This is a genomic window from Streptomyces sp. T028 (assembly GCF_048159505.1).
In the GTDB taxonomy this organism is placed as follows: Bacteria; Actinomycetota; Actinomycetes; order Streptomycetales; family Streptomycetaceae; genus Streptomyces.
The window spans coordinates 1-25040 of sequence record NZ_JBLRVZ010000051.1; the positions used below are offsets into that span (position 1 = coordinate 1).

24 protein-coding genes are annotated in these 25040 nt (G+C 68.9%); 12 read left to right on the forward strand and 12 right to left on the reverse strand.

From position 1 onward, the window contains the following. Window positions 1-73: 73 nt before the first annotated feature. Window positions 74-1870 (reverse strand): group II intron reverse transcriptase/maturase, encoded by a 1797-nt coding sequence (gene ltrA / locus ACLZN2_RS40345; RefSeq protein ID WP_416984627.1) that lies wholly within the window; start codon window positions 1868-1870, stop codon window positions 74-76. Window positions 1871-2769: 899 nt separating this feature from the next. Here ltrA and ACLZN2_RS40350 point away from each other — a divergent pair. Further along, entirely contained in the window at window positions 2770-3111 is a 342-nt protein-coding gene (locus tag ACLZN2_RS40350; RefSeq protein WP_416984628.1) for a plasmid mobilization relaxosome protein MobC, read from the forward strand. Next, entirely contained in the window at window positions 3108-4823 is a 1716-nt protein-coding gene (locus tag ACLZN2_RS40355) for a mobilization protein (RefSeq protein WP_416984630.1), read from the forward strand. The genes ACLZN2_RS40350 and ACLZN2_RS40355 overlap by 4 nt, the downstream gene beginning before the upstream one ends. Before the next feature lie 40 nt (window positions 4824-4863). Here the strand turns inward: ACLZN2_RS40355 and ACLZN2_RS40360 are convergent, their stop codons facing one another. Genes ACLZN2_RS40360 through ACLZN2_RS40370 form a run of 3 tightly spaced genes read right to left on the reverse strand, consistent with a single transcriptional unit; the run spans window position 4864 to window position 7417 of the window. Next, window positions 4864-5670, reverse strand: coding sequence for a WbqC family protein (locus ACLZN2_RS40360; protein ID WP_416984631.1), 807 nt, complete (start codon window positions 5668-5670; stop codon window positions 4864-4866). Between the two features lie 17 nt (window positions 5671-5687). Next, the gene (locus ACLZN2_RS40365; protein ID WP_416984632.1) at window positions 5688-6377 is read right to left on the reverse strand and encodes a YdcF family protein; all 690 of its coding nucleotides are present in this window, start codon (window positions 6375-6377) and stop codon (window positions 5688-5690) included. Further along, entirely contained in the window at window positions 6374-7417 is a 1044-nt protein-coding gene (locus ACLZN2_RS40370) for a helix-turn-helix domain-containing protein (RefSeq protein ID WP_416984633.1), read from the reverse strand. Before ACLZN2_RS40370 ends, ACLZN2_RS40365 begins: the two co-directional genes overlap by 4 nt. A 120-nt stretch (window positions 7418-7537) precedes the next feature. Here ACLZN2_RS40370 and ACLZN2_RS40375 point away from each other — a divergent pair, with 120 nt between their 5' ends. The 4 genes from ACLZN2_RS40375 to ACLZN2_RS40390 are packed head-to-tail and all read left to right on the forward strand — an operon-like array spanning window position 7538 to window position 9861. Then, a complete protein-coding gene (locus tag ACLZN2_RS40375; protein ID WP_416984634.1) occupies window positions 7538-7942 on the forward strand; it encodes a recombinase family protein in 405 nt (134 codons plus the stop codon). Next, window positions 7942-8346, forward strand: coding sequence for a hypothetical protein (locus ACLZN2_RS40380; RefSeq protein ID WP_416984635.1), 405 nt, complete (start codon window positions 7942-7944; stop codon window positions 8344-8346). Before ACLZN2_RS40375 ends, ACLZN2_RS40380 begins: the two co-directional genes overlap by 1 nt. A 46-nt stretch (window positions 8347-8392) precedes the next feature. Beyond that, entirely contained in the window at window positions 8393-9514 is a 1122-nt protein-coding gene (locus ACLZN2_RS40385) for a hypothetical protein (protein WP_416984637.1), read from the forward strand. Next, on the forward strand, window positions 9511-9861 hold the full coding sequence (locus ACLZN2_RS40390) for an ASCH domain-containing protein (protein WP_416984638.1): 351 nt from the start codon (window positions 9511-9513) through the stop codon (window positions 9859-9861). Before ACLZN2_RS40385 ends, ACLZN2_RS40390 begins: the two co-directional genes overlap by 4 nt. 20 nt (window positions 9862-9881) lie before the next feature. Here the strand turns inward: ACLZN2_RS40390 and ACLZN2_RS40395 are convergent, their stop codons facing one another. Together ACLZN2_RS40395 and ACLZN2_RS40400 are read right to left on the reverse strand one after the other, a co-directional pair. Then, window positions 9882-10052: a hypothetical protein gene (locus ACLZN2_RS40395; protein ID WP_416984639.1), complete on the reverse strand. Its 171-nt coding sequence runs from the start codon at window positions 10050-10052 to the stop codon at window positions 9882-9884. 27 nt (window positions 10053-10079) lie between these two features. Then, a complete protein-coding gene (locus tag ACLZN2_RS40400) occupies window positions 10080-10949 on the reverse strand; it encodes an alpha/beta fold hydrolase (RefSeq protein WP_416984640.1) in 870 nt (289 codons plus the stop codon). Between the two features lie 422 nt (window positions 10950-11371). Here ACLZN2_RS40400 and ACLZN2_RS40405 point away from each other — a divergent pair, with 422 nt between their 5' ends. The 4 genes from ACLZN2_RS40405 to ACLZN2_RS40420 all read left to right on the forward strand — a co-directional run bounded on the left by ACLZN2_RS40405 (window position 11372) and on the right by ACLZN2_RS40420 (window position 15823). Then, entirely contained in the window at window positions 11372-12871 is a 1500-nt protein-coding gene (locus tag ACLZN2_RS40405) for an MFS transporter (RefSeq protein WP_416984641.1), read from the forward strand. Between the two features lie 136 nt (window positions 12872-13007). After that, window positions 13008-13577, forward strand: coding sequence for a TetR/AcrR family transcriptional regulator (locus tag ACLZN2_RS40410; RefSeq protein WP_416984642.1), 570 nt, complete (start codon window positions 13008-13010; stop codon window positions 13575-13577). Between the two features lie 272 nt (window positions 13578-13849). After that, window positions 13850-14980 carry a 4Fe-4S binding protein gene (locus tag ACLZN2_RS40415; RefSeq protein ID WP_416984643.1) on the forward strand — a complete coding sequence of 377 codons (1131 nt, stop codon included), beginning with the start codon at window positions 13850-13852 and terminating at the stop codon, window positions 14978-14980. A 273-nt stretch (window positions 14981-15253) separates the two neighbouring features. Further along, the gene (locus tag ACLZN2_RS40420) at window positions 15254-15823 is read left to right on the forward strand and encodes a TetR/AcrR family transcriptional regulator (protein ID WP_416984644.1); all 570 of its coding nucleotides are present in this window, start codon (window positions 15254-15256) and stop codon (window positions 15821-15823) included. Window positions 15824-15848: 25 nt separating this feature from the next. Here the strand turns inward: ACLZN2_RS40420 and ACLZN2_RS40425 are convergent, their stop codons facing one another. Beyond that, on the reverse strand, window positions 15849-16373 hold the full coding sequence (locus ACLZN2_RS40425) for a TetR/AcrR family transcriptional regulator (RefSeq protein ID WP_416984645.1): 525 nt from the start codon (window positions 16371-16373) through the stop codon (window positions 15849-15851). A gap of 91 nt (window positions 16374-16464) precedes the next feature. Here ACLZN2_RS40425 and ACLZN2_RS40430 point away from each other — a divergent pair, with 91 nt between their 5' ends. After that, window positions 16465-17280 (forward strand): oxidoreductase, encoded by an 816-nt coding sequence (locus ACLZN2_RS40430; RefSeq protein ID WP_416984695.1) that lies wholly within the window; start codon window positions 16465-16467, stop codon window positions 17278-17280. A gap of 98 nt (window positions 17281-17378) precedes the next feature. On the opposite strand, the gene ACLZN2_RS40435 is transcribed toward ACLZN2_RS40430, so the two are convergent. Together ACLZN2_RS40435 and ACLZN2_RS40440 are read right to left on the reverse strand one after the other, a co-directional pair. Next, the gene (locus ACLZN2_RS40435; RefSeq protein WP_416984646.1) at window positions 17379-17750 is read right to left on the reverse strand and encodes a DUF1330 domain-containing protein; all 372 of its coding nucleotides are present in this window, start codon (window positions 17748-17750) and stop codon (window positions 17379-17381) included. A 32-nt stretch (window positions 17751-17782) separates the two neighbouring features. Beyond that, window positions 17783-18484, reverse strand: a complete 702-nt coding sequence (locus ACLZN2_RS40440; protein WP_416984647.1) for an SDR family oxidoreductase — start codon at window positions 18482-18484, stop codon at window positions 17783-17785. 766 nt (window positions 18485-19250) lie between these two features. Between ACLZN2_RS40440 and ACLZN2_RS40445 the strand changes: the two genes are divergently transcribed. Continuing rightward, a complete protein-coding gene (locus tag ACLZN2_RS40445) occupies window positions 19251-20255 on the forward strand; it encodes a LacI family DNA-binding transcriptional regulator (protein ID WP_416984649.1) in 1005 nt (334 codons plus the stop codon). A 15-nt stretch (window positions 20256-20270) separates the two neighbouring features. Here the strand turns inward: ACLZN2_RS40445 and ACLZN2_RS40450 are convergent, their stop codons facing one another. The 3 genes from ACLZN2_RS40450 to ACLZN2_RS40460 form a co-directional block, all read right to left on the reverse strand. After that, window positions 20271-22442, reverse strand: a complete 2172-nt coding sequence (locus ACLZN2_RS40450) for a glycoside hydrolase family 3 protein (RefSeq protein WP_416984650.1) — start codon at window positions 22440-22442, stop codon at window positions 20271-20273. A 174-nt stretch (window positions 22443-22616) separates the two neighbouring features. Beyond that, on the reverse strand, window positions 22617-23363 hold the full coding sequence (locus ACLZN2_RS40455; protein ID WP_416984652.1) for an isopenicillin N synthase family dioxygenase: 747 nt from the start codon (window positions 23361-23363) through the stop codon (window positions 22617-22619). A gap of 99 nt (window positions 23364-23462) precedes the next feature. Then, complete coding sequence (locus ACLZN2_RS40460; protein ID WP_416984653.1) at window positions 23463-24563, reverse strand: hypothetical protein; 1101 nt, start codon at window positions 24561-24563, stop codon at window positions 23463-23465. Between the last annotated feature and the right edge of the window lie 477 nt (window positions 24564-25040).

A 25040-nucleotide genomic window follows, 5' to 3' on the forward strand; every position in this document is an offset into this window, starting at 1 on the left:
GTCGGGTAGCCGGAGCCCATCTCTGGGCCCCGGCCCCCTCAGAACCGGACGTGCGCCTTTCAACGCATCCGGCTCAAGCAAGCCGCGAGGGCTCCGCTGGACGGTAACTTACGTTCCGATCTCCGTCGTTTGCATGATACGAACGGTGACAATCGGCATGAACAAGGCGGAGGTTGGTCCGTCTATCAGTGCCGCCGCTACTGCGGTAGACGAAGTGGTGCTTGTTCAGCATCTTCTTCGTCGCTGCGAACCATTCAATCCATTCCCGCAGATTGTCCGGCTCGTATTCCGCACCTTCGATCAGCGCCCGCCCGCAGAGCGGACACAAGCCCTTCTGCCGGGCCGCCAGGATCAGACTCGTCTTATCCATCGGCGGTGGCGCTGTGTCGCGGCGTCGCGCCTTCCAATACTCCGCCAGGGACGGGTCATCCGGGGATGCCGCCCCCTTGACGGTGATATGCATGGAACAGCGTGTCCAGGCGAACTTCTGAATGTAGGCGCCGCTCGCGCGGTCACCGAACACCCAGTTATCCCGTCTGGTCTTGTTGAACCTGCCGAAGAAGTGGTGCTTGATCCACAGCCCCGAACGATTCTCGTGACCGCGTTTCACCCACTTGTAGAGCAGCTTGAACATATAGGAGTCCATCGCGCAGAACACGCGGAAGGACGCCACGCTCCGGTAGTACGCCGTCCAGCCCCGGACAACCGGGTTGAACTTCGCGATGACCGCTTGGGCAGGTGCGCCCCGAAGGGCCCGCATGTCCGTTCGCAGCCGCTTCCGCAGCGCGTTACAAGCCGCCTTGCTCGGCCTGATGTTCAGCCTGTCGCCGTGTCGCTGGATCGTGAAACCCAGAAAGTCGAACCCCTCATCGAGATGCACGACCTTCGTCTTTGCCTCATTGAAGCGCAGACCGCGCGGCGCAAGCCAAGCACTCAGATCCTCCTTGACCCGGTATGCCTCCTCCTTCGAGTGGCAGAGCACTACGAAGTCATCGGCGTAGCGGACCAATACGGGCACACCGGCGGACGCGTGATGAACACGCGTGTGATATCCGTCGGCGCGGAATCCCGCTGCCTGCTCCATCCCGTGCAGCGCAATGTTCAGCAGCAAGGGGCTGATGACGCCGCCTTGTGGAGTGCCCTCCACACTGGGCGCCCATCGCCCCGCATCCATCACTCCCGCCCGCAGCCAGCCCCGGACCAGGTCCCTGGCGGGGAACTGCCCGAGCATGGCGGTCAGGTGATCGTGGCTGATGCGGTCGAAGGCCCCTTCCAGATCCGCATCCAACGCCCAACGACGCTTCGCCCTAGGACCGCGCGCCGTCTGACGGATGGAGGCGATGGCATCCTGGCAGCTGCGGCCGGGCCGAAATCCGTAGGATCGCGACTCGAACCGCGCCTCCCACTCCGGTTCCAGCGCGTTCTTCACGCGTGCCTGGAGCACCCGGTCACGGATGACCGGAATGCCGAGTGGGCGCTGCTTGCCATTGGCCTTGGGGATGTAGACCCGCTTGACCGGCTGGGCCCTCCACGGGGATGGCGATCGGTGGCACTCGGCCACCAATCGCGCCCTCGCCGCTGGGGTGAGGGCTGTTTCCCCGTCGATGCCCGCCGTCTTGCGGCCCTGGCTCTGCTGGGTCACCCGCTTCACGCTCACCAGCGTGTTGCTGTGGCTTCTCAGCATGAGTTTCTGCAAGTTGCGGACCTTCTTCAGGTCCCCGTCCTGCGTTGCCTTGAAGATCCGCTGCCTCAGCCGCCGTACGTTGCGCTCACATCTGGCCCAGTGGATTCCGTGCCAGTCGGGGGCTCCGTCCTCGGGTCCGTTCCCCTCGGGCGGGCGAGTCGCGGCCGCGACCCTCATGGTGCTCATGTCCGCCTCCGGTATCTAACTTGTCCGTCGGTTCCGGTTGCTTCGCTTTGGTGCTCCAAAGGCTCACCTGGTCCACGTGGGCGCCCTTTCGGGCCGGGTCACCGGGCCCGTATCCGGCGGGTTATAGCGGGCAGTGGGCGGAGAGGACCGCCGCCCGGTTTTCCCCCGACCTTTCGGCCTACCGGCCTTGGCTTCTTGGACCATCCTGTTCCTGCCGGGGACTTGGGCCTTCCTTGCAGTCGGCTTACCGGGACTGCTTCCGGTACACCGGAAGTAGCCGGACCCCGTCAGGGTTTCCGTGTTCCGCATTTCGAAGATGCGACTGGGGTGGGCGCCCCCTCTACCCCGTGGCCGGCGGTGTCTTACTTCCGGTGTTGCTTGCACCGGAAGCCGCTGGCGCCTTGCAGCGCCGGGCCCTGCCCCGCTGAGAGCAAGCCATCCGCGGGGGTTCCATTTACCGAGGCATTAACCAGGGGTTCACACGTGTTCGCCCGTCCAGTCTTCCCCTCACCTGTGGCCTCCCGATGGCCGAGACGCCCTTGGGCTTGAAAGCTCAGCTTCACACCCCGCCGTTACCAGCGACGCATGTGAGCGCGGGGACGAATCCAGACACTGATTCGGAGGAAATTCCCTTGTCAGAACCTCTCCACGAAATCCACCTCACTTCGGAAAATGCGACCTCACGTCGCACAGCAAGTTGTACCGGAAGCGATGCTTCCGAAGTCCCCGCCCCGACGGTGGCGGGAACAGCCCGGCGCCAGGGGGCACCGAGCAGTCAAGCTGCGACGGAGGGCGGACCGCAGCAGGGAGGTAAGCAACAGCCCGAGTCCGTGTCGATCAGACGTCAGCGCCCCCGTCTGCCGAAGTCCCGCAAGCGACTGAAGCAACCCAGCTGCCGTATGAACGACACCGAGTTCCAGCGCTTCACCGACGCCGCCGCCCACTGCCAGATGTCCAAAGCCGCTTTCCTCGCCTACGCCGCTGACAAGGCCGCCCGTGACCTGAACCGCACCGCCGCCGAGATCGCGACGGAACGGGAAGTCATCAATGAGCTGTTCGCCGCCCGCCGGCACCTGGGCCGCATCCACGGCCTGTTCAACCAGGTCGCCAAGGCCCTCAACTCCGGCGCCGACGCACCCCACCTGGACGCGGCGGCCGAGGCGGTCGGTAACGCCGCCCGCCGTATGGAGGACGCCGCCGATGCGCTGCTTGCCCGCCGCGACGGCGGTGCCGCTGAGTGATCCCCAGCATGCACGACCGCGGCAGCGAGACGATCGGCCTGATCCACTACCTCTACGGACCCGGCACCAAAGAGGAGCACATCGACCCGCACCTGGTCGCGGCCTTCGACCCGCTCACCCCCGACCCCGGCCGTGACCCGAAGGCCACCTACGAACAGCTCCAGCGCCTGCTCGACCAGCCCGTCAATGCCCTGCCCGCCGGCAAGCGCCCCGAGAAGCACGTATGGCATCTGTCCGTACGGGCCGCCCCCGAGGACCCGATCCTGTCCGACGAGGACTGGGCGGCCATCGCCCGCCGCATGGTCGCCGCCACCGGCATCGCACCCGACGGCGACGAAGCCGCCTGCCGGTGGGCGGCCGTCCGGCACGCCGACGACCACATCCACATCATCGCCACCCTCGTCCGCGACGACGGCCGCCGGCCCCGCCTGCACAACGAGGCCCGCCGCGCCCAGGCCGAATGCCGACGCATCGAAGCCGACTACGACCTGCGCCGCGTCCCGGCCGGGGACGGCACCGCCGCCAAGCGGCCGACCAGTGCCGAACGGCACAAGGCCGAACACGAGGGCCGGGACCGCACCGCCCGCGAGGAACTGCGCGAGACCGTGCGCCGCGCGGTGGCCGGCGCGACCAGTGAGGAGGAGTTCCTCGATCGTCTCAAGGGCGCCGGGCTTCTCGTACGCACCAAGGTGCTGCCCTCCGGCGACTTGCAGGGATACAAGGTCGCCCTGCCCGACGACCGCAACGGGGACAACGAGCCCGTCTACTATGCCGGTTCCACTCTCGCCCCCGACTTGTCCTTGCCCCGCATCCGCAAGCGCTTCTCCGGCGACACCCCAAGCCAGGACCCGGACACCACGGCCTCCGCCCAGGCGCCGAGCGGACCCGCCACAGCTCGGCGCCGGACGACCACAGCCGCGTGGCAGGCGATGCTGGTCATCGATCACGGCGAGGATGCCGAGGTGGCAGCGCACATCGCAGCCGCCGGAGAGGTCCTGGACGCGCTCGCCAAGACCTCCGCCGCCCACACGCGCGCCGAACTGCGCGAGGCAGCCTTCGTGTTCGAGCGGGCCACCCGCTCCCACGTCCAGGCCGAGCGCGGGCACGACCGCGCGCTGCGCCAAGCCGCCCGTGACCTCGTCCACAGCGGCCCCGCCCTCGGCCGTGGAGAAGACGGCGCCACCACCGCCATGGTGATCGACATGGTGTTCTTCCTCGTCACCGCCGCCGCCCACTGGCACGCCAAGAAGAACCACGCCCAGCAGGCCGCTGCCGCACGCCAGGCCGCCAAGCACCTGCGCGCCGCCTACCAAGCCGCCGCCAGCATCCCACTGGCAGTGCTGTACCAGCGCGGCCGGCACCTGTCCCAGCCGCTGCGTCAGAGACAGGCCGCTTACCTGCGCCACGCCGTGCCGGAGCTGGCGGAACAGGCTCTGGCCGAGCCGGGCTGGTTTGCGCTGGCCGCCACACTCGCCGACGCCGAGGCCGTCGGACACGACCCGGCCGGTCTCCTGTCCGAAGCCGCCGAACGGCGGGAGCTCGCAACCGCGGACTCGATCACCGACGTCCTGGTGTGGCGGCTGCGCCGCATGGCCGACCTGCCCGCCGACGCCACCGCGATGCCCGTACGCGCCTCCGCTGCGGAGCCGGGCAACCGCCGCGTCACCCACCCCTTGGCGGGCCGAGACGATCAACCCCGCAGGGCGCGATGATTCCGGAAATCCGAAGAGCCCCCGTCCCTAGGCTGAGGGGCTACATCAGTGGGAGACCTGGGCCTCGCGAACGATCATCGGAGCCGTTGCGGTGAGCGCGCCGCCCCTTCCGAACCGCAGCAGTGGTTACGGGTGTTTCCTGAGTGAACGGGCGCGATCCGAGGGCGGCGAGTTGGCTAGCCAGTTCACCGGGGCCGACCGCGCTCAGCGCCCAGAGGCTGCTGGCTCGTCGGGCCCACAGCCAGAGCAGGTCATCCACAGGGGTGTGGAAGGGCAGCACAGGAATGCCGTGGGCATCGAAGGGTGCGGCGTCGACGTAGCGCAGACCACCGGTGCCACACAGATAGTGGGTGCTGCCGGTGGCTGCCGCGAGATCCGCCAGGCGCTCGGAGCGACCTGGGCGGGTCGGGATCTCGCCGCTGGTCAACACGGCACCTGACCAGCCAAGGACCATGAGCAGGGCAATCGTCGATTCTTTCGCGACGTCGGCCAGGCGGTCCGAGGTGTCGAGCGTGTCCAGGACCGCATCGAGGACATCGGACACGGCTTTCCAGTGGGGGCTTCGGCCGTAGTACTGCCGCACGAGCAGATGGACCGTTTTGCGCGAGCGCTGGGGGTCAACGAGCCGTGCCTGGCTGATCAACGTCGAGCGCCCCTGGGGAAGACGCGTGGGGAGTGTGAGCCACTGCTGGCGTGCGGGCTCGTCCAGATCGGCGAGACGAGCCCGATGCTGGTAGTCGCGGCGGGCGAACTGGACCTCGTCCAGGACGATCCAGCGGTCGGCGGCATACAGCTTGGCCAGCGTGGACAGCCTCGGGAAGAGGTTCGGCTGGTGGATCGCACACACCCCGCCCCGGGGCCGGGTCAGGTAGCGATGAGGCGGCTGTCGAAGCCGGCCCGCAGAAGGCGGTCGTAAGCGTCATGCACATCCCCCGGTACGTCCTGCTCGACGGCGAAGCCGAGCTTCGGGTACTCGATCACCCGCTGTAGGTCGCCGACGAGCATGTCGACGACGAGCTTCTCGTCGCCGATCGACTTGATGTAGTCGTCCAACTCCAGTGGTTCAGAGGCGCAGACGACGTCGGCCTCGGGCCACAGCTTGCGGCAGGTGGCGTAACTGCGGCGTTCCATGTACGGCTTGGAGATCAGCAACAGGGAGTCGACCTGGACACCGGCCCCGACCAGCAGCTCCCTGGAGAACGTGATGTTCTGGCCGGTGTTCGCAGCCTTCGGCTCCACGAGGATCGCCTCGTCCGGCACCCCCAGACTCAGCGCATGTTCCCGGTAGTGCACGGCCTCCCCGCGCGGGAAGCGGGCCCGGGTGGTGGGGCTGTTTCCGCCGCTGAACACCACGACCGGGAAGAGGCCCGCGCGGTAGAGGTCGGCGGCTGTGGTCGCGACCCCCAGGTCGTGACTGCCGAGGCCAATCGCCGCCGAGCAGGGCCGCAGTTCGTGGCCCATCTGGTGGTAGTTCCAGATCAGCGTCGCGTCGTGGAACTGCTCGTCGGTGATCTGGCGCTGCTGGTGCTGCGGCACTGGCACTCCCTGGCTCATCCTTGCTGGCCCTTTCGGATGCCCTCGATGCTGCGCAGCTGGTGGCTCAGCCCGAACTGCTGGGCCACCTGCGCCGCCTGGTCGAGGACGGACAGCCCATCATTGCGGGTCGCCGCATCCGACAGAAGGATGTGCCCGTACGCGGTGTCCAACCGCACCCGCTGCATCGGGGAATCGACCGTTCCGGTGGTACGCGCGATGTCGATGTAGTGCAGTGCCTGGTCCAGGTGGCCTGCACCGCGGTGGGCCAGGGCCAGCTTCTGGTGTGCCACGGACCAGTCCTCCGGCTCACCGATGGCCTCGAACTCGCAGGTGGCGGCGGCCATGATCTCGGTGGCGTAGTCGTTGTCGCCCTCCTTGCTCAGCGCCGTACCCACCCACAGCCGGGCGCGCGCCCGGTCACGTCGGCTGAGGCGTTCGTCCCGGGAGAGCTGCTCGTAATGGCGGGCGGAGGCTTCCAGTTGGCCGGACATCTCCTGGACCACGGCCAGGGACAGTTCGATCTGGGCCACCCGGCGCGGGATGTCGAGTTCGCTGAACATGCCGCGGGCGGTCAGGTAGGACTGGCGGGCGGAGAGCGGGCCGAGAATCGCTCCCTGATCCCGCTGCACATCGCCGAGCAGGACGAGCGAACGGCTGTACAGGTACAGGCCCTTGTCGTCGAGGTCGCGTGGGTCGTGTCTGCCCAGCCAGCGGTTGAGGAGCGTCGAGGCGAAGGGGAAGTTCTGGCGGCTCACGCAGACCACGGCGCGCTCGATGTCCTCGGTCCACGTCTCGTAGTCCGCCGGGCGCGCGCTCTTGCGCTCCGGGTACAGCAGCGCTTCGAGCCGGGCGTGGGCTGCGGAGTCGGCGCGGGCGAGCGCGGTGTCGAGGATCGCCTGCGTATCGGGCCGGGGATGTGTTTCGGCGCCCAGGCTCTCCCACTTGGCCACCGTGCGCAGGGCCACGCCGAGGTGGTCGGCGAAGGCGCGGGTGCTCATGCGCAGCGCGGCACGCAGGGCGCTCGCCTCCCGGCCACTCCACTGCTGCACGCTGACCACGGCTGACCTCCCTCCGTCACGTATGGAAGCACTCTCAGTGACCATGTGGGGCGGGAAGTGCAACGGAAGTACAACAGCAGGTCATTTCAAGGCCGTTCGCAACGGCCGACGCTCTTGGTCATGGACGACGAACCCCTCACCGAACGCCGCTCCGTCACCGGCCCGCGCGTCTTCGGCTACCTGCGCCACCTCACCGGCAGCACGGCCCGCCACACGGCACTCGCCGACTGCCTCACCGAGTACTGCCACAGCCACGAACTGACCCTGTGCGGCGTCTTCACCGACCGCGAGCCGGCCATCGCCATCCGTGCCCCCGCCTTCGTCGGGCTCCTCGACGCCCTTCAGCTTCCCGACGTCTACGGCGTCCTGGTCCCCGCGCTCGGGCATCTCGGTCCCAGGCACGTCGCCGCCGAGCGGAAGCGGCTGATAACAGCGACTGGCGTTCGACTGATCGTGGTTCGTTCCGCGAAGCCAACAGCGGGCAGCGAGCACCTCGTCCGCCTCCAGCTGAAGGGAGGCACCTGATGTCCGTACGAACCGCACTGCGCCGTGCCCCGATGGTCGGCGACATTCCCGGACTGCGCATGCTGCAAGTCGGCGACGGGTGGGATCTCGTACGAACGTCCGCGGAGGTCGGTCTCCTGGCCCTGGCCCACCTGCGCGCCATCGGCGCCCCGATCGGCCCGGTGCTCTACGACGGCCCCAACGAGCGCCTCTACTACGCGATCCGGACCGGCACCGCCGACAGCGACTGGGGCGACCTTCCGGTACGGCACCTCTCACGCAACTCATGGCTCGTGGCACCCGGCCTGGAGCTGATGGACGCCTGGTTCGGCGGCTGGTGCGAGTTGCCGGACGACGACACCCTCACCGACCCGGGCCTCCTGCGCGCCGCCCTCCAACACCCGTACGTGGCCGACGCCCACTAGGACGCGATCACGCCCCCCGTTCCGACCCGACCGCAAGGGGACATCCGTGACGACCCACCCCGTCTCCCCGAACACCGTCCTGGCCAACGCCCTGCTGCGTGCAGAGGACGTCCTGACCCCGCGCATCCTGGCCACTCCGCCAGCGCGGATCGTGCTCGTCGTCGGCACCCAGATCAACGGCGTCCCACACATCGGCACCTCCCTCGTACAGTCCCTGGCCTTCGCGATGGCCTCTCGCCTGTGCGATCGCTTCGGCATCCGCACCGAGGTCCTGTTCAGCGCCCTCGACAACGCCCCGTACCAGCTGGCCACGGACCCGATCAGCGGCCACGACTACCAGCGCGCCTACGCCCAGGCCGTGGACGCCCAGGCCCTCACCGACCTCGTCGACGCCCTCTACCAGCCTCTGTTCACCACCCTGTCCCGACGCCTGGGCATCCAGTACCGCATCGAGACCTACACCCAGCAGCAGGCCGGCGAGCACTTCCGCCGCACCTGGCTACGGCTCCTCCCCCGCCTCGACGCCGCCCGCTGGTGGCTCGCCCCCTCCACCGGCATCCCGCACTTGCGCATCCCGTGCCCGCACGCGGGTTGCGGCTGGGCCGAGAAGCACGCCGAACGCACCCGCGTACACCTCACCGACGGCGACAGCGCCACCGTCGCTGCGGTCTGCCTGCACCACGGCCCCTACCAGGCCGCCATCACACCCACGTCCGGCGCCTATCTCGACCTGGCCACCCTGTACCGCAATCTCGTCAAGGAACTCGCTCTGACCAACCCGACAGAGGGCGGCACCTTGCACGTCATGGTCAAGGGTGGCGACTGGATCTTCGGTTCCCTCCTCATCGACGAAGCCCTCCAGGCCGTCGGCCTCACCCGCGCCCAGCTTCCTCCCCGCCTCTTCTGCCCCCAGATCGTCACCGACACCGGTGCCAAACTCTCCAAGACCCTGATCCGCGAGGGGCACGCCTCCTTGCCGACAGGCGCGGCGGACTGGATGCTCGACATCCGGCAATGGCCCGGCAGCGTCACCGAGTACGCCGACCAGCTGCTGGCCCTGACCGAGACGATGCTGTCCGACCCCCGCCACTTCTTCCGCTCGTACTCCGCAACCGAGATCGGCCGCATGATGACCGCCCCAGCGCCCAGGAGCGTTCCTGCCCCATGACCGACACCGCCGCCCGCGTCCGCGAACTCAACCTGTACCGGCAGTACTTCGACCTCGTCACCGCGGGCACCAAGACCATCGAGGTACGGGTGAAATACCCACACCTCGCCGACCTCGCCGCCGGCGACACCATCCGTTTCCGTATCAAGGGCACCGACGAGACCTGCGAGGTCAGGGTCATCAGGGTCGCTGAGTACGCCGACTTCGAGGCCCTGCTCGACGGCGAGGGACCGGCCAACGTCAACCCGACGGCCACCCGCGATGAGCAACTGGCCAACATCCGCGCCATCTACCCACCCGAGAAGGAAGCCCTCGGCGCCCTGGCGATCGAGATCGCCCTGTTCTAGCCCCACGTACCTACCAGCGATCACGGCGCGTCCCGTCTTCCCGCCGAGCAGATACCCACGCTTCCCGAGGGCAGTCGGCTCAGCAGGACCGGCCATGGCCCGCTGCCGCCCGGCCGGTAGACATCGGGGCGCAGCACGGTGCCGTCATGCATCTCCGGCGGAACGTCGAACTCGATCCGAGTTTCCGTCATGCGCCGCTCCTCGGGCCGCGGTGGTGGTCAGGCCGCTGCGTTCAGCAGGTCGGCCAGCACGTCGGGCCGCTCCAGGGCGATGAAGTGCCCGGCCTTCGATACCTGTGTGAACTCGGCGGCCGGCAGCAGCCGCCGGTTGGCTTCCCGGTCCGAGGGGCGGGACCAGTCCTTCTCGCCGTAGACGAGGTGGATGGGAGCCTTGATCTCGGGGTAACGCGAGCGGGCTGCGATGAGGCTGGGCAGGGCCTGATACACGGCACGGGCGACGGTCGAGTAGCCGGGGCGGCTTCCCACCTGGAGGAGTTCGTCCACGTAGTCCTCCCGCAGTGCACTCTTGTCGCCCAGGCCGCCCTGAAGGATCTTGCTGAGGGCGGGCTTGGGCTCCACCCCGGCGATCACCGGGCCCACTCCGGGCGCGAGGACTCCGCTGACCACCACACGGGCGAGGAGGCTCGACCGGGCGATGCCGCCGGGGAAGTCGTAGGTGTTGACCGCGACCACACGTCGCACCCGCTCCGGGAGATCGGCCGCGGCGGTCAGGGCGAGCACCGCGCCCATGGACTCCCCGACCAACGTCACGTCGTTCAGGTCGAGTTCGGTCAGCAGCCGCTCGACGCCCGCGCGCATCGCGGGTTCGTCGTACGACGCCCTCGGCACGATCTCGGAGTAGCCCATCCCTGGCAGGTCGAGGGCGTACACGGTGTAGTGGTCCGCGATCAGCGGGATGAGGTGGCGGAAGTGCTCGGCCTGCGTGCGCACGGTGTGCAGCAGGACCAGGGGGGCACCGGTACCCGCCTTGAGGTAGCGCAGTTCTCCCTCCCGGCCGCCGCGAGGGGGGATCGTGTGGCTGGTGGTCCCCGGAATGTGAATCGTGGGACGTGATTCTTGGCTGGGCATCTCGCCGACTCCTCTGGTGTGAGTGGATCACCAAAACGGTCATGACTCTCACCGGAGGATGAGAAACCGATCGGTTTCCACTAAAGTAAACCGATCGGTTTCCGAGCGCAAGCCCGACAGGCTACCGGCTTCCATCGGGGCGTTCCGTACCCGTGGATCCCGGGGATGACGAGCTCTCCGCCTGCCTGCCCGGCCCGATAGACGTCGGCCATCCCGGCGGCCGATCAGCCGTGTCGCGACGCGGAACAGCCAATGACTTGTCAAGGCGGCGTCGACCTGCACGGACTCCCGACCCTGCCGGGCCGCACCCAGGCCAGAAGCAACCCGTTCACTTGCACACAGGAAACCGATCTGTTTCCCTAGATGGAAACAGATCGGTTTCCAGCCGGTGCCCTGCCCTCGACCAGCAGCAAAGGGAAGACATGACTACGACCTTCGACCGCGGAGCACCCGCCTCCGGAAAAACAGACTCGGGCCGCCGCGGCTCACATGCCGTGCGCTGGTGGGTACTCGTCGTGCTGGGCGTGGCGCAGCTCATGGTCACGCTCGATGCGACCGTCGTGAACATCGCGCTGCCCGAAGCGCAGCACGACCTCGGTTTCAGTGACGGCAGCCGGCAGTGGGTGATCACGGGGTACGCCCTGGCGTTCGGCAGCCTGCTGCTGCTCGGGGGCCGGCTCGGTGACCTGTTCGGCCGGCGTACGACGTTCGTGACGGGTCTGTCCGGTTTCGCGGTGGCGTCCGTGGTCGGTGGCGCGGCCGGCAGTTTCGAGATCCTCGTCGGGGCGCGTGTGGCTCAGGGCCTGTTCGCCGCGCTGCTCGCACCCGCGGCGCTGTCGCTGTTGAGTGTGACCTTCACCGACCCGGCCGAGCGGCCGAAGGCGTTCGGCATCTTCAGTGCGCTGTCCGGTGCGGGCGCCGCGGTCGGGCTACTGCTCGGCGGGATGCTCACCGAGTGGGCATCATGGCGTTGGGTGATGTACGTGAACGTCGTCTTCGCGGGCGTCGCGCTGGTCGGTGCACTGCTGTTGCTGGCCAAGCCCGCACACACCGAGCGGCCCAAGATCGACATCCCCGGCACTGTCGTGGTGAGCGCCGCGTTGTTCGGCATCGTCTACGGGTTCGCGCACGTCGAATCCACCAGCTGGACCGACCCGGTCGCGCTCGGCTCCATGATCAGCGGTGTGATGCTGCTCGCAGTGTTCGCCTGGCTGGAGCTCAGGGTCGCGCATCCGTTGCTGCCGCTGCGGGTCGTGCTGGACCGGACCCGGGGTGGTTCGTTCCTGGCCGTGTTCGTCCTGGGCATGGGGATGTTCTCGATCTTCCTGTTCCTGACCTATTACCTGGAGGCCAGCATCGGCTACTCGCCGATCGAGGCCGGGCTGTCCTTCCTGCCGATGGTCGGCGGCATCGTCGCCTCGTCGACCACGGTGCCCTCGCTGCTGCTGCCCAGGGTCGGCCCGAAGGTCGTGGTAGTCGCCGGCTTCCTGGTCTCCGCATCCGGCATGGCCCTGCTGACCCGGCTCACGCTGGACAGCGCCTACGTCGCCGACATCATGCCGGGCATGATCCTTTTGGGTCTCGGGATCGGTGCGGTGATGACCACCTCGTTCCAGGGGGCGACCTCCGGCGTCCACCACGAGGACGCGGGTGTCGCCTCGGCGCTGATCAACACGAGCCAGCAGGTGGGCGGTTCGATCAGTACGGCGCTGCTGACCACCGTCGCCTCGTCGGCCGCGACCGACTACCTGTCCTCGCACAAGCCGACCGCGCTGACGGCAGCGCAGGCCGGGGTCAAGGGCTACACGGCGACCCTGGCGTGGGGCGCCGGGATCTTCGCGGTCGGTGCGGTGCTCACAGCGTTTCTGATGCCGAACTCGGCTCTGGCGCCGTCGGAGGGCGAGCCTGTGCTCGCCCACTGAGCCGGGGACCACGATGGGGGTGCCGACGTTCGGACGCGCCCCCATCAAGGCGCCGCCCGGCTTCTCCAGCCTCCTCGCGACACCCACCGGATACCGATCGGTTTCCGGTGCATCGGAATCGAGTTAACCTCGCCATATGACCACCGAAGCAACGCCAAGCTCCCGAGAGCGACTGCTGGATGCAGCGGCCACGCTCACCTACCAGGACGGCGTCCACATCGGCGTGGACGCGCTCTGCAAGGCGGCGGGAGTGTCCAAGCGCTCCATGTACAAGCTGTTCGAGAGCAAAGACGAACTGCTGGCGGCGAGCCTGGAGGAGCGCGCCTCCGCCTACGTGACGGCACTCCTTCCCGCGGCGGACGACAACCGTCCACCCCGCGAGCGGATCCTGCACGTCTTCGAACAGGCGGAGGCACAGGCGGGTGCACCCGGCTTCCAGGGCTGCCGGTACCTCGTCGTGCAGATCGAGCTCAAGGACCCGAGCCACCCCGCGAGCCAGGTGGCCCGCCGGGTCAAGGAGAACCTGACCGCCTTCTTCCGCGCCGAGGCCGAACAGGGTGGGGCGAGCGACCCGGACCTGCTGGCCCGACAGCTCATCCTTGTCTTCGACGGCGCGAGCGCCCGCGCGGGAATCAAGGCCGACACACAGGGCGGACTCGTCGCCCCCACCGTGGCCGCCCTGCTCGATGCGGCGCACATGCACTGACGCATCGCGTTTCACGAACAACCGCGGCGACCGACGCACCCGGCGAGTCACAGCCGACCCCCGGCGACCCGAGAAAATCCGCCGGCGTCACCAACCACTGCGAGGGTCGCGACCTCATCACCAAAAGCCCCAGCCGCAGGCGCACCGCCTCACAGGCATCCAGCAGCCCGCCGCTGGGACTTGCGCACGGAAACCGATCGGTTTACAGTGGTGAAACTGATCGGTTTCTCGCCGTGCAGGCGAGTCTCGCACCCGAGTCCTCAGGAGTACGGATGACTGCCGCGCGTGACGCCGACGAGCGGACGACAGCGCCGCCCCCCAGGCTTCCGGCGAAGCTGGCCGCCCACCCGTCGGTACGGGCCGTACTCGCCCGGCGCAGGGTCGGTGCCGCGGACCGCCCGCCCGCGGTGATCGACGCGGCCTGGCTGCGCGAGTTGTGCCTGGCGGCCGGGGCTGACGACGTCGCCGCCGTCAGCCTCGACCACCCGGACCTGGCCGGTGAGCGCGAGCACGCGCTGTCCGCGTTGCCCGGCACCCACAGCCTGATCGCGATGGCGGTCCGGATGAACCGCGACAACTGCCGCTCCCCCGCCCGCAGCGTGGCCAACCAGGAGTTCCACCAGACCGACGAACAGGCCAACCACGCCGCCCGCAGCGTCACCCAGGCACTCCAGGACGCCGGATACCGCGCACTCAACCCTTCCGTGGGCTTCCCCCAGGAGATGGACCACTTCCCCAGCGAGCGGATCTGGGTGGTGGCACACAAGACGGTCGCGGTGGCCGCCGGGCTCGGCGTGATGGGCCTGCACCGCAACGTCATCCACCCGAAGTTCGGCAGCTTCGTCCTGCTGGTCACCGTACTGGTGGACGCGGAGGTGAGCGAGTACGGGCAGCCGCTGGACTACAACCCCTGCATCGACTGCAAGTTGTGCGTCGCCGCCTGCCCGGTCGGCGCCATCGCCAAGGACGGCTCCTTCGACGCCCTGGCCTGCACCACGCACAACTACCGCGAGTTCATGAGCGGGTTCACCGACTGGGCGCAGACCGTGGCCGACAGCGAGGACGCCGCGGACTACCGCTCCCGGGTCAGCGACTCCGAGAACGCCTCCATGTGGCAGAGCCTGTCCTCTCCGCCCGGCTACAAGTCCGGCTACTGCCTCGCCGTCTGCCCGGCCGGCGAGGACGTCCTGGGACCGTACCTGGACGACCGCAAGAGCTTCATGGACACGGTGCTGCGGCCGCTCCAGGACAAGAAGGAGACCCTGTACGTCCTTCCGGGCTCCCCCGCGCAGGAGTACGCCCGGCGCCGCTTCCCGCACAAACCCGTCAAGGAAGTCACCGGTGGCTGGCATCCCCCAGCGAAACGCGGCGCGTCCACCGGCCGAGAGACACATACGCCATGAGCGACAGTCACCCCTTCTGCGACCGCAAGGGACTGCACCGCATCCCGGCGGAGACGAAGCCGGGGAAGACCGCCGTACCGGCATGACGGCAGGTTTCCCAAGACGGGCCACTACTCGGAGCGGCCCCGGTGTGCGTCGCCCACGGGGACGGCAGGCGCGCACACCATCACGGCTCGGCGACGGCCCTTCCCCCAGGCCGTCGCCGAGCTCCTTCCGAGGACCTTCGGAAACCGATCGGTTTTCATTTCGTCCACTCCGGGTTAACCTCACGGCATGACCACCGAAATGAAACTGAGCCCCAGGGAGCGCCTACTGGAGGCGGCGGCCACGCTCACCTACCGAGACGGCGTCAGCATCGGCGTAGAGGCGCTGTGCAAGGCGGCGGGGGTGTCGAAGCGCTCCATGTACCAACTGTTCGACAGCAAGGACGAACTCCTGGCAGCGAGCCTGAAGGAGCGCACCTCCGCCTACGCGGCGACTCTCCTGCCCGCCACAGACGACGGCCGGTCACCCCGCGAGCGGATCCTGCATGTCTTCGAGCAGGTGGAATCGCAGGCAGGGGCACCCGAGTTCCGGGGCTGCCGGTATCTGGCCGTGCAGGTCGAGCTCAAGGACCAGAGCCATCCGGCGAGCCGCGTGGCCCACCAGGTCAAGGCGAACCTGACGGCCTTCTTCCGCGCCGAGGCCGAGCAGGGCGGGGCGGGCGATCCAGATCTGCTGGCCCGGCAGCTGATCCTGGTCTTCGACGGCGCAAGCGCCCGCGCGGGGATTCAGGCCGACAACCTGACCGGGCTCGTCGCACCCACGGTCACCACGCTGCTCGACGCGGCGGGCGTGCGCTGACGCACCACCGTCCAGGGCTCTTCACTCACCGCCCGGCAGCCGAGGGCAGCCCGATGGCCACAAGCGTGTTGCCGAGCATGCCGCAGGCGAAGAAGCTTGCGGTCTTGTCGGCATCGGCGCCCAGCGACTGGTGCACGGTGTCCCAGATCTTCATCCAGCCGGCCCGGACGACCTGACCGATCAGGTCGTCGCCACGGGCCTCGGCGGCCGCCACGGTGGCGTATCCCTGCATCTGCATCAGGAGCGTTTCGGGGCGCGTCGAGATCAGCTGCGCATAGGCGTCCGCCATCGCCTGCCGAGCTCGCTCACCTCCCTCCACCCCGTCGGCCGCCCTCTCGAAAGCCAGGCGAGTGTCTTCCGCGCTTCGCACCAGAGCGGCGACGAAGATCGCCTTCTTGTCCGGGAAAAGCCGGAAGAGATAGGGCTGCGTGACGCCGACGCGTTCGGCGATCGCCGCGGTGGTGGTGCCGCGATACCCGGCGCGCGCGAACTCGGCGATCGCCGCACGAATGACGTCTTCACGTCGCCCCTGCGCGCTGATCCTGCCCATGGCCCCATCTCCTGCTTGACCTTGCACACGGAAACCGATCGGTTTACTGTAGCGGAAAACGATCGGTTTCGAGTGAATGCAGGAGTCCATGATGACGACAGGTCGGCCGGTGGCCCTCGTGACGGGCGCCTCCTCCGGTATCGGGAAGGAAACCGCGCTCGCCCTCGTCGCAGCCGGATTCAACGTGGTCGGCACAAGCCGTGACGCCTCACGCGTCACCCCGCTCGACGGCGCGACGTTCCTCGGACTCGACGTCGCCAGTCACGCCTCGGTCACCGCCTTGGTCCAGGAGGTCACCGAGCGGTTCGGGCGGATCGACGTCCTGGTCAACAACGCCGGCGTCGGCTCGATGGGAGCAGCGGAGGAAACCTCCGTCGAACAAGCTCAGTCCCTCTTCGACACCAACGTCTTCGGGGTCATGCGCATGGTGAACGAGGTCCTGCCGCACATGCGCGCCCAGCGGCGCGGGCGCATCATCAACATCTCGTCCGTGCTCGGGTTCCTGCCCCAGCCCTACATGGCCGCCTACGCCGCCTCCAAGCACGCTATCGAGGGCTACACCGAGTCCCTTGACCACGAGATCCGTGACCACGGCGTCCGGGCTCTCATCGTCGAGCCCGCCTACACAAGGACGGGGTTCGAGGCCAACAGCGCGAAGCCCGACACGCCCCTGCACGCGTACGCGAAGCAGCGGCAGACCGTCGACCGCGTGATGGCGGAAGCGGTCAGGAGCGGCGACGCCCCCGCCGTCGTCGCCAGGGCGATCGTGGCGGCCGCGACCGACCCGAAGCCGAGGCCGCGCTACACCGCCGGCCCCCTGGCCGGACGCGCACGCGTACTGCGCCGCCTCGCTCCCGCCACGGTCTTCGACAAGCAGATCCGCAAGATGAACCAGCTGGCCGACTGACGCCGTCGGCACCGGGTCGCCGGCCCACCCCCCCCCTGCGCTCCGGAATGCGAAAGGGCCCACCGACTCCGCCGGTGGGCCCTCACAAAGGATGGAGGCTAAGGCTTGAGCACCGCCAGGACATCATCGAGCGAAACGCCTGTGGGGTCACTCATGTCGGAACCATCGAACGTCTGCCAGATGTAGGACGCCGTCCCGCTCTCCCGCAGCGGATGCAGGTCGGCCAGTTCCGGATCGTCCCGGAAGCGGTTGAACGCCTCTTCGGACTCCCATTCAACGAGGAACAGCACCTGCCGTGGCGTGAGGTCACCGGCCACGTTGTCCCGGAAGCGGCCGAACGCCACCATTCGACCACCGTACTGCGGGGCCACTTCGGGCAAGCGGCTGAAATACGCAAGGTATTTCTCCAGGTCAACCACGTCGAACATGTTCAGGGCGTAGAACTTCTTCGTCTCTGAACTCGCACTCATCGCAATGCCCTTTCCGGTCTCAGAAAACTGGCCTACTCGGCGAGTTGGGGGTACAGCGCGGCCGGGTCGCCCGCCAGGCCCGCCTTGACCTGTCGGGAGATGTCGTCGGCGAGTACCTCGTACGCGCCGGTCTCGACGCCGTCGAGGGCGAGTGCGGCGACGTCACGGGGGTCGGACTTGGGCGCCTCGATGCCAGCCGCGAGGTCCGTGTCGACGTAGCCGACATGGAGGCCGGTGACGGCGATGCCGCGCGGCTGGAGCTCCAGGCGCAGGGAGTTGGTCTGCGACCACAGGGCGGCCTTGGACGCGCTGTAGGAGCCGCCGAGCGCCAGCCAGGACAGCACGGAGTGCACGTTGAGAAGGTGGCCGCCACCGTTGCCCTCGATGACCGGCACGAAGGCACGGGCGACCAGGAGCGGGCCGTAGAAGTTGGTCTCGAACTCCCGGCGTACGTCGTCGACCGGGGCGTCGAGGAAGGAGGCGCCGACCGAGGCACCGGCGTTGTTGATCAGCACGGTGACGTCCTGCGCCTGCGCGGCAGCGGCCGCCACGGAGGCCGGGTCGGTGACCTCCAGCGCGACCGGGACGGCGTCGGGGTGCGTCACGCTGCGCGGGTCGCGTGCCGTGGCGTAGACCTTGCGGGCGCCGCGCGCGTACAGCTCCTCCACCAGCGCCTTGCCGAGGCCGCGGCTGCCGCCGGTGACAAAGACGTTCGCGCCCTTCAAAACAGTCATGACTCTCTCCAGGAGAACGAGAAACCGATCGGTTTCCAGAGACTGTAAACCGATCAGTTTCCTGATGCAAGCTCAAGCGCGGTCGATCCCCTGCGACAGCAGGTGAGCTCGGGCCGGGGGCTGCCATGGAGTGCCCTGGGGCCTGTTCGGCGGAACAGAAACGAAGCTGCGCGACGGTCGGTGATCCAGAGCGCCACCTCACGGGCAAGGGCAGGCGGCACCCCAGGAAGGGCCAGCCATCCATGTGCACACGCGATGACTCCGCACAGTCGGCCCCGACGCGGACGACCCCGTGCGAAAGGTGGGCCCCTTCAACGCGGCACCCACCCGTCGCTGAGCGCCGTGCCCACTGCGTGCCCATAAGACCGGTGAGCCACGGTCGACTACGGTCCGATCGTGCGCTCCCGAGCGCCACACCCGGGTACGTATGCGCAGGTCAGATGCCCTGCGCCGCTTCAAGCGCCGTCGCTTCCCAAGCTGAGAGCGCGAGTTCGATTCTCGTCACCCGCTCTTCTTGAAGCCCCAGGTCAGCGGCCTGGGGCTTGTGCATTGGCGAGGTTTTCTCCGCAGGAACCAGCCGCTGGGCCCACGAAGACTGGGCACGTGTAGGGCACGGGTTCTCGGCGGTCACGGCGGACAACCGGCTCTGACCGCGAACGGCAACGCCCCTCACCGGGCCAGGCCATGGCGGGTGGGCGCGAACTAGCATGGCGCCGTAGCGTTGGCGGGCCGGGGGTTGTCCCCCTATGACGAGGTGGGGCGGAAGGTGCCGGAGCCGGGGGCGTCGCGGCGGGCGACGGCCGTGGATGTCGCGCGTGAGGCGGGGGTGTCGCGGGCGACCGTCGGTTTCGTCCTCAACCGCACCGAGGGGCAGACGATCTCCGAGAGCACGCGGGAGCGGGTGCTGGAGGCCGCGCAGCGCCTCGGGTACCGGCCCAACAGTGCCGCCCGGACCCTGCGCAGCGGCCGCAGCAGGCTCGTTCTCCTCGTGCTGCCGGACTGGCCGATCGACGCGGCGGGTCTGCGTGACTATCTGGAGACGGTGGAGTCGGCCTTGGCGGAGCACGACTACTGCCTCGTCACGCAGACGCGTCCTACCGGCGGCCGGGGGCGGCCGCTGTGGGAGGCGCTGAATCCCGATCTCGTCCATGGCATCACCCCGTTCAGTGCGGACGACGTCGCCTCCATGCGGCGTTGCGGGGTTCTGGAGATCGTTCCCGATCCCGTGGACCCGGAGCCGGTCGATCTCTCCGTCGCCGTCAGCAGGGGGCCGCGGCTTCAGGTGGAGCACCTGTACGCGTGCGGACACCGGGACCTCGCCTATGTCACCCACCGCACCGCCCGCCCGGCTTTCCTCGTCGACGCCCGGTACCGGGCCGCGCAGGAAGCGGCCCGTTCCCTGGGGCTGCCGCCGCTCAGGCACCGGTACGTCGACCACCGTGACGGATCTGCCGACCGTGCCGTACGGGAGTGGCGCGAGGCCGGGGTCACCGGCGTCGCGGCCTTCAACGACGACGCGGCCGCCGTGGTCGTGGGTGCCGCCGTGCGCGCGGGCATCGACGTGCCCGGGCAGCTCGCGGTGATCGGGCACGACGACACCCTGCCGGCCGCTGTCTTCGTGCCCGGTCTGTCGACCGTCCGTATCGATACGACGGCTCTCGGCCGTTCCTTCGCCGCTCTGGTCCTCCACCGCCTCGACGGGCGGCCGCTGCCGCCCCGCGCATCGCTGGAGGACGCCGTCCTCGTCCGCCGGGAGTCCACGCGTCGGTGAGGCAGCCGCCGTAGGTCAGCCGTTCAGGCGCAGCACCACGGCGTCCGGGTCGTTGGCGTACGAGCCCACGGTGAGGACGATCTCCTCGGCGGTGGGCGGGATGCGGAGCCGGGCTGCCGGGTCCCAGTGGGCGAGCGGCAGGAAGGACGTCTCGACCTCGACGACGGCCGAGGCGCGGGCCGGGACCTCGACCGTGGCGAAGCCTATGAGGGGCCTCTCGTCGGGGTGCGGGCCGTGCGGGTGGCGGCCGTGGACCTGGACGACGTGCCGCCCGTCGCGCCCGCCGGTGTTGGTGACCCGTACCGTCAGGCGCGCCCCGATGTCCTCGACCGAGGCTGTCGTGGCCTTGTCGATGGTGTACGTGGTGTAGGAGAGCCCGTAGCCGTGCGGGTAGGCGGGCTGTGCGCCGAGGTCGTCCAGGAGGCGTTGGCCGTGGAGGCGGCCGTAGGTGATGGCGGTGGCGTCGCGGTCGTACGGCGGCAGGTGCTCGGCCGAGGTCGGGATGGCGAACGGGAGGCGGCCGGAGGGGTTGTGGGCGCCGGTGAGGACGTCGGCGAGCGCGTGCCCGCCCTCCATGCCCGGGTACCAGGTGAGCAGGATCGCCGGGACGTGGTGCCGCCAGGACTCGGTGAGGACCGTACCGGCGGCCACGACGCAGACCACGGTGCGCGGGTTGGCCGCGGCGACCGCGCGGATGATCTCCTCGTCGATGGGGCGCAGGGTCAGCGAGGTGCGGTCGCCGCCGTTCGCGGTGATCGCCTCGGTGTGCTCGGAGGTGGCCGCGCCCGCCTTCATGGCCTCCAGCACCTGCGGTGGCGCGGGCGGGAACAGGGCGAGCAGTTCGGGCCGGGCGGTGGCGTCACGGCCCACGTACTCGCCCTCGTCGGCCGCGGTGTACCCGGCGACGACGAGTGCGACCTGTGCGGAGCGGGCCGCCTCGGCCGCGCGGAGCGGGCCGTCGTCCTCGACCAGGGTGATCTCGGCGCCGGGAAAGGCGGCCCTGATGCCCTCCAAGGGCGTGACGTGACTGGGCGGGTGGACGTCGGAGGAGCCGTGGTCACCCATGTTGGGTGTGTTCGCCAGGCGGCCGATCACGGCGATGGACGTCACCTGCGCCGGATCGAGCGGGAGGACCGGGGTGCCCTGCACGGGCTCGTTCTTCAGCAGGACCACGGCGCGGGCGGCGACCGTGCGGGCCAGGGCGCGGGCCTCTGCCGTCGCCATGGTCTCGGGGCCGAAGTCGCCGTCCGACCGGGAGGCGTAGGAGCGGAGTTGGGCGGCCAGCAGCCGCAGACCGGACCGCTCGACCGCCGCCCACGAGGTTGCCCCGGCGTCCAGCCGCTCGCGCAGGTGCGTGGTGCGCTGCTGGGCGAAGGGCTCCTCCAGGTCCAGGCCCGCCTGAAGCGACTTGGCGGGGTCGCGGAAGCCCCACACGAAGTCGCTGACGGTGATGCCCCGAAAGCCCCACTGCTCGCGCAGCACCTCGGTCAGGAGGTAGGGGTGCTGTCCGGCCCACTCGCCGTTGACGGAGTTGTATGAGGTCATCACCCCGGTGACGCCCTCGTCCACCACCCGTTTGAAGTGCGGGAGATACACGTCGTGCAGGACGTCTTCGGCCACGGTGACGTCGACGGTGAAGCGGGCGTTCTCCATGGAGTTGAGGGCGTAGTGCTTCACGCACGCCATCACGTACTTCTGCGTGCCGCGGGTCAGGGCCGCGCCGAACTCGCCCAGGTGGTACGGGTCGTCGCCGTACGTCTCCTGAAAGCGCCCCCAGGCGGGATGGCGGGGCAGGTTCACGCACACGCCGCCGTAGAAGTTGGCGCCCTGGGCGCGCACTTCACGGCCGATGACCTCGCCGACCCGCTCCTCCAGCGCGATGTCCCAGGTGGCGCCGCGTGCCGTGGAGACCGGGAAGGCGGTGCCCCGGCCGGGTACGCAGCCGCGCGGGCCGTCGGCGAAGCGGATGCCCGGGATGCCGAGACGGTCGACCGCACCGTGCACATACGGGCGGGAGTTGTAGCCCTCGGCGCGGATCATGCCCAGGCCCTGCCAGAACGGGGTGTCCCCGTCCAGCAGGCCGAGCCGTTCGTCATCGGTGAGCAGGGCGTACACGTCCGCAGCCGCCTGCTCGGGGGTGAGGTCGTCGGCTCGTACGGCTTCGACGGCGGTGTCGAAGGGGGTCATGTGGCGCCTCCAGAAGGCGTCGTCGTCCAGCGGAAGGGCAGCGGAAGCCTTGCACACCTGGAACTAGCACGTGCTAGCCGCTTGCGCTGCCCAACCTAGCAGCAGGTATGGCCGCGCAGAAGGGAAGGGCCTCGAACAGGCCCTGGTGGAACGGGACTTCACCGGCGTGACGTCCTACGCGGGAGCGTCCTTCGCCGCGGCCAGCACCCGGGCCGCTTCGCGGACCGCGGCGGTGTTCGCCTTGCCCTGCCGGGAGCCGGCGAGCTTGGCCTTGATGTGGTCGCGGACGACGATGGGCTCGTAGGCGAGGCCGTTGTCGGCGTCCAGGTGGCTCGGGAGCGTGGAGATGGCGGCGTCGATGTTGCCGTCGTGGAAGTACGCGACCGAGCGGCGGCGCTGGATGGTGCCGTCGACGATCGGCGGCTTGACCCGGTGCAGGGTCGACATCCAGCGGTCGTTGGTCAGCCGGGCGGTCAGGTCGCCGAGATTGACCAGCAGGGCGCCGTCCGCCGGAGCGACGTCGTGCCAGACCCCGTCGAGGCCCAGGACCTGGAGGCCGGCCACCTGGTCGGCCCAGAGCACGGTGACGAGGCCGAAGTCGGTGTGCTCGCCCATGCCCGTCAGGTCGCCGTCCAGGGTGACCACGCCTTCGGACAGGGCGTAGTTGTTCATCCGGAGCACGTCGACGGAGTGGTCGGTGAGGGCGGCGAAGAAGTCGTGCGGCAGGCCGAGGGCGTCGGCGAAGACCGTGGTGAGGGTGCGCGCGACCCGGCCCGCCTCGGCGTAGTACGCCTCGGTCTTCGCGCGGAACCCTTCGAGGTCGGGCCAGACGTTGATGCCGTAGTCGTCCTCGGACAGGTCCAGATGGGTGAACGAGCGGGCCTCGGTGCCGATGTTGAACGCCTCGAAGAAGTCGTTCATACGGCTGGCCGACTCGACGCCCAGACTCAGGCTCAGGGACTCGCTCTTGGGCTGGAGCAGTTGCGCGGTGAGGCCGGCGGGCCAGGTGCGCGCAGTCCTTTATGCCGTCCGTGCCGGAGCGGCTGGACCGGCTTGGCTTCGGGAGAGTTCCGTGAACCGCACGCCCATCGACTCCATGGCGGCGACATCGGCCGCGACGTCCTTCGCGCCTTCGGGGAAGGAGATCCCCGGATCGGGCCGGTCGCGATCGTTCAGCCCCAGCACGCGTTCCAGCTGCGTCACCGCGCCGACCGCCGTGAGATGAGCCTGTCCTTCGGGGTCCTTGACCAGGATCGTGCGGGTGGACGGGCCGTTTTCGACGGTGACGACGAACTCGTGCGAAACGCCGTCCTTCTCTGCCGGACTGTGCAGGATCCCGAACCTGCGCTCCTTCGAAAGCCTCGCCCACAGACCGGAGTTCACCAGCGCGGCGAACGCCGAGTTGGTGGGACGGTGGTCGAAGGCCATGCGCACCGAGACACCTCGCGCGTGACCGGCGGTCACCAGGGTCGCCTGCTCGGGGCTGCTGAAGAGGCGGCAGGTACGGGTCCGGCCGTTGCCGAAGGTGACCGTGCGAGGTTCGGACATGCCTCGCACGGTGCGCGGCTCACCGTTCTTCCAGAGCTCGAAGGGCCGGTGCACGTCGACGAAGCCGGTCGCGGAGTCGGGGCCGGTCCTGTCCTGGAGGCTCAACAGGATGTCGATGTCGACATGGTCGGCCGGTGCGCTTCCGCCGTGTGCCGCCACGGTCACCGCGGCCGCGCTCGCCATCCAGCCGGAGGCGAGGACGACCGGGGCGGTCACCGTTTCCGATGCCAGGGCCCGGTGCGCGTCCTCGACGCGGTCCAGCCAGCGGGCGATGTCGACGAGAGGGATGCCCCGCCGGGCGGCGGAGTGGAGCAGACGGTCGTCGTGATCGTTGACGGCCACCAGGACCGCGTCCGGAAGCGGGTCGACGGTGGCGAGCGGATCGTCGTCCGTGACGTCGATCCGTACCCCGCCCGCGAGGCCATGGAGCCGTGCCGCCGCTTCCGCCTTGAAGAAGCGCCGGCCTCCGACGACCACGTCCACGTCTGGATGTCTACGGGCGATCAGATCGCTGATGAGCATCCCCACCGTGCCGTATCCGCCCACCACGAGAACTCTGCTGCTGTTCGCCATCTCACCGACCCCATTAAGTTACGACCAGTAGGTTACTAGTCGTAACTTAGCATGGGTCGACAGGCGAACGAAGGGGGGCGATGCGTGAGCAGGCTGGGCCACGGACGAGTACGGCGGAGGCCGCACCGTGTGCTGCACGCGCTTCGGGGGGAGATCGTCAGGGAGTGCCCGGAATCACCTCGTACGCCGACGCGACGACATGGCCTTCAGATGCACCGCGCGGACGGATGCCTGTGCAGACGTGGACAGACGCGCGGCAATCACACTTGAGCGAGTTCGATTCTCGTCACCCGCTCCATGATGAACCCCCAGGTCAGAGACCCAGGGGTTCTTTGTTGTCTAGACCGGTGCGCGGAGCGCGCACCACAACCGCACCATTGGCTCTCGGCAGCCTCCTCGTTGTGGTGCGTGGGTTGGCGGGCAGGGTCGTCGCTGTGGTGCTTCGCACGCTCGGCCCGCCCCAGGCCATCGAGCCCG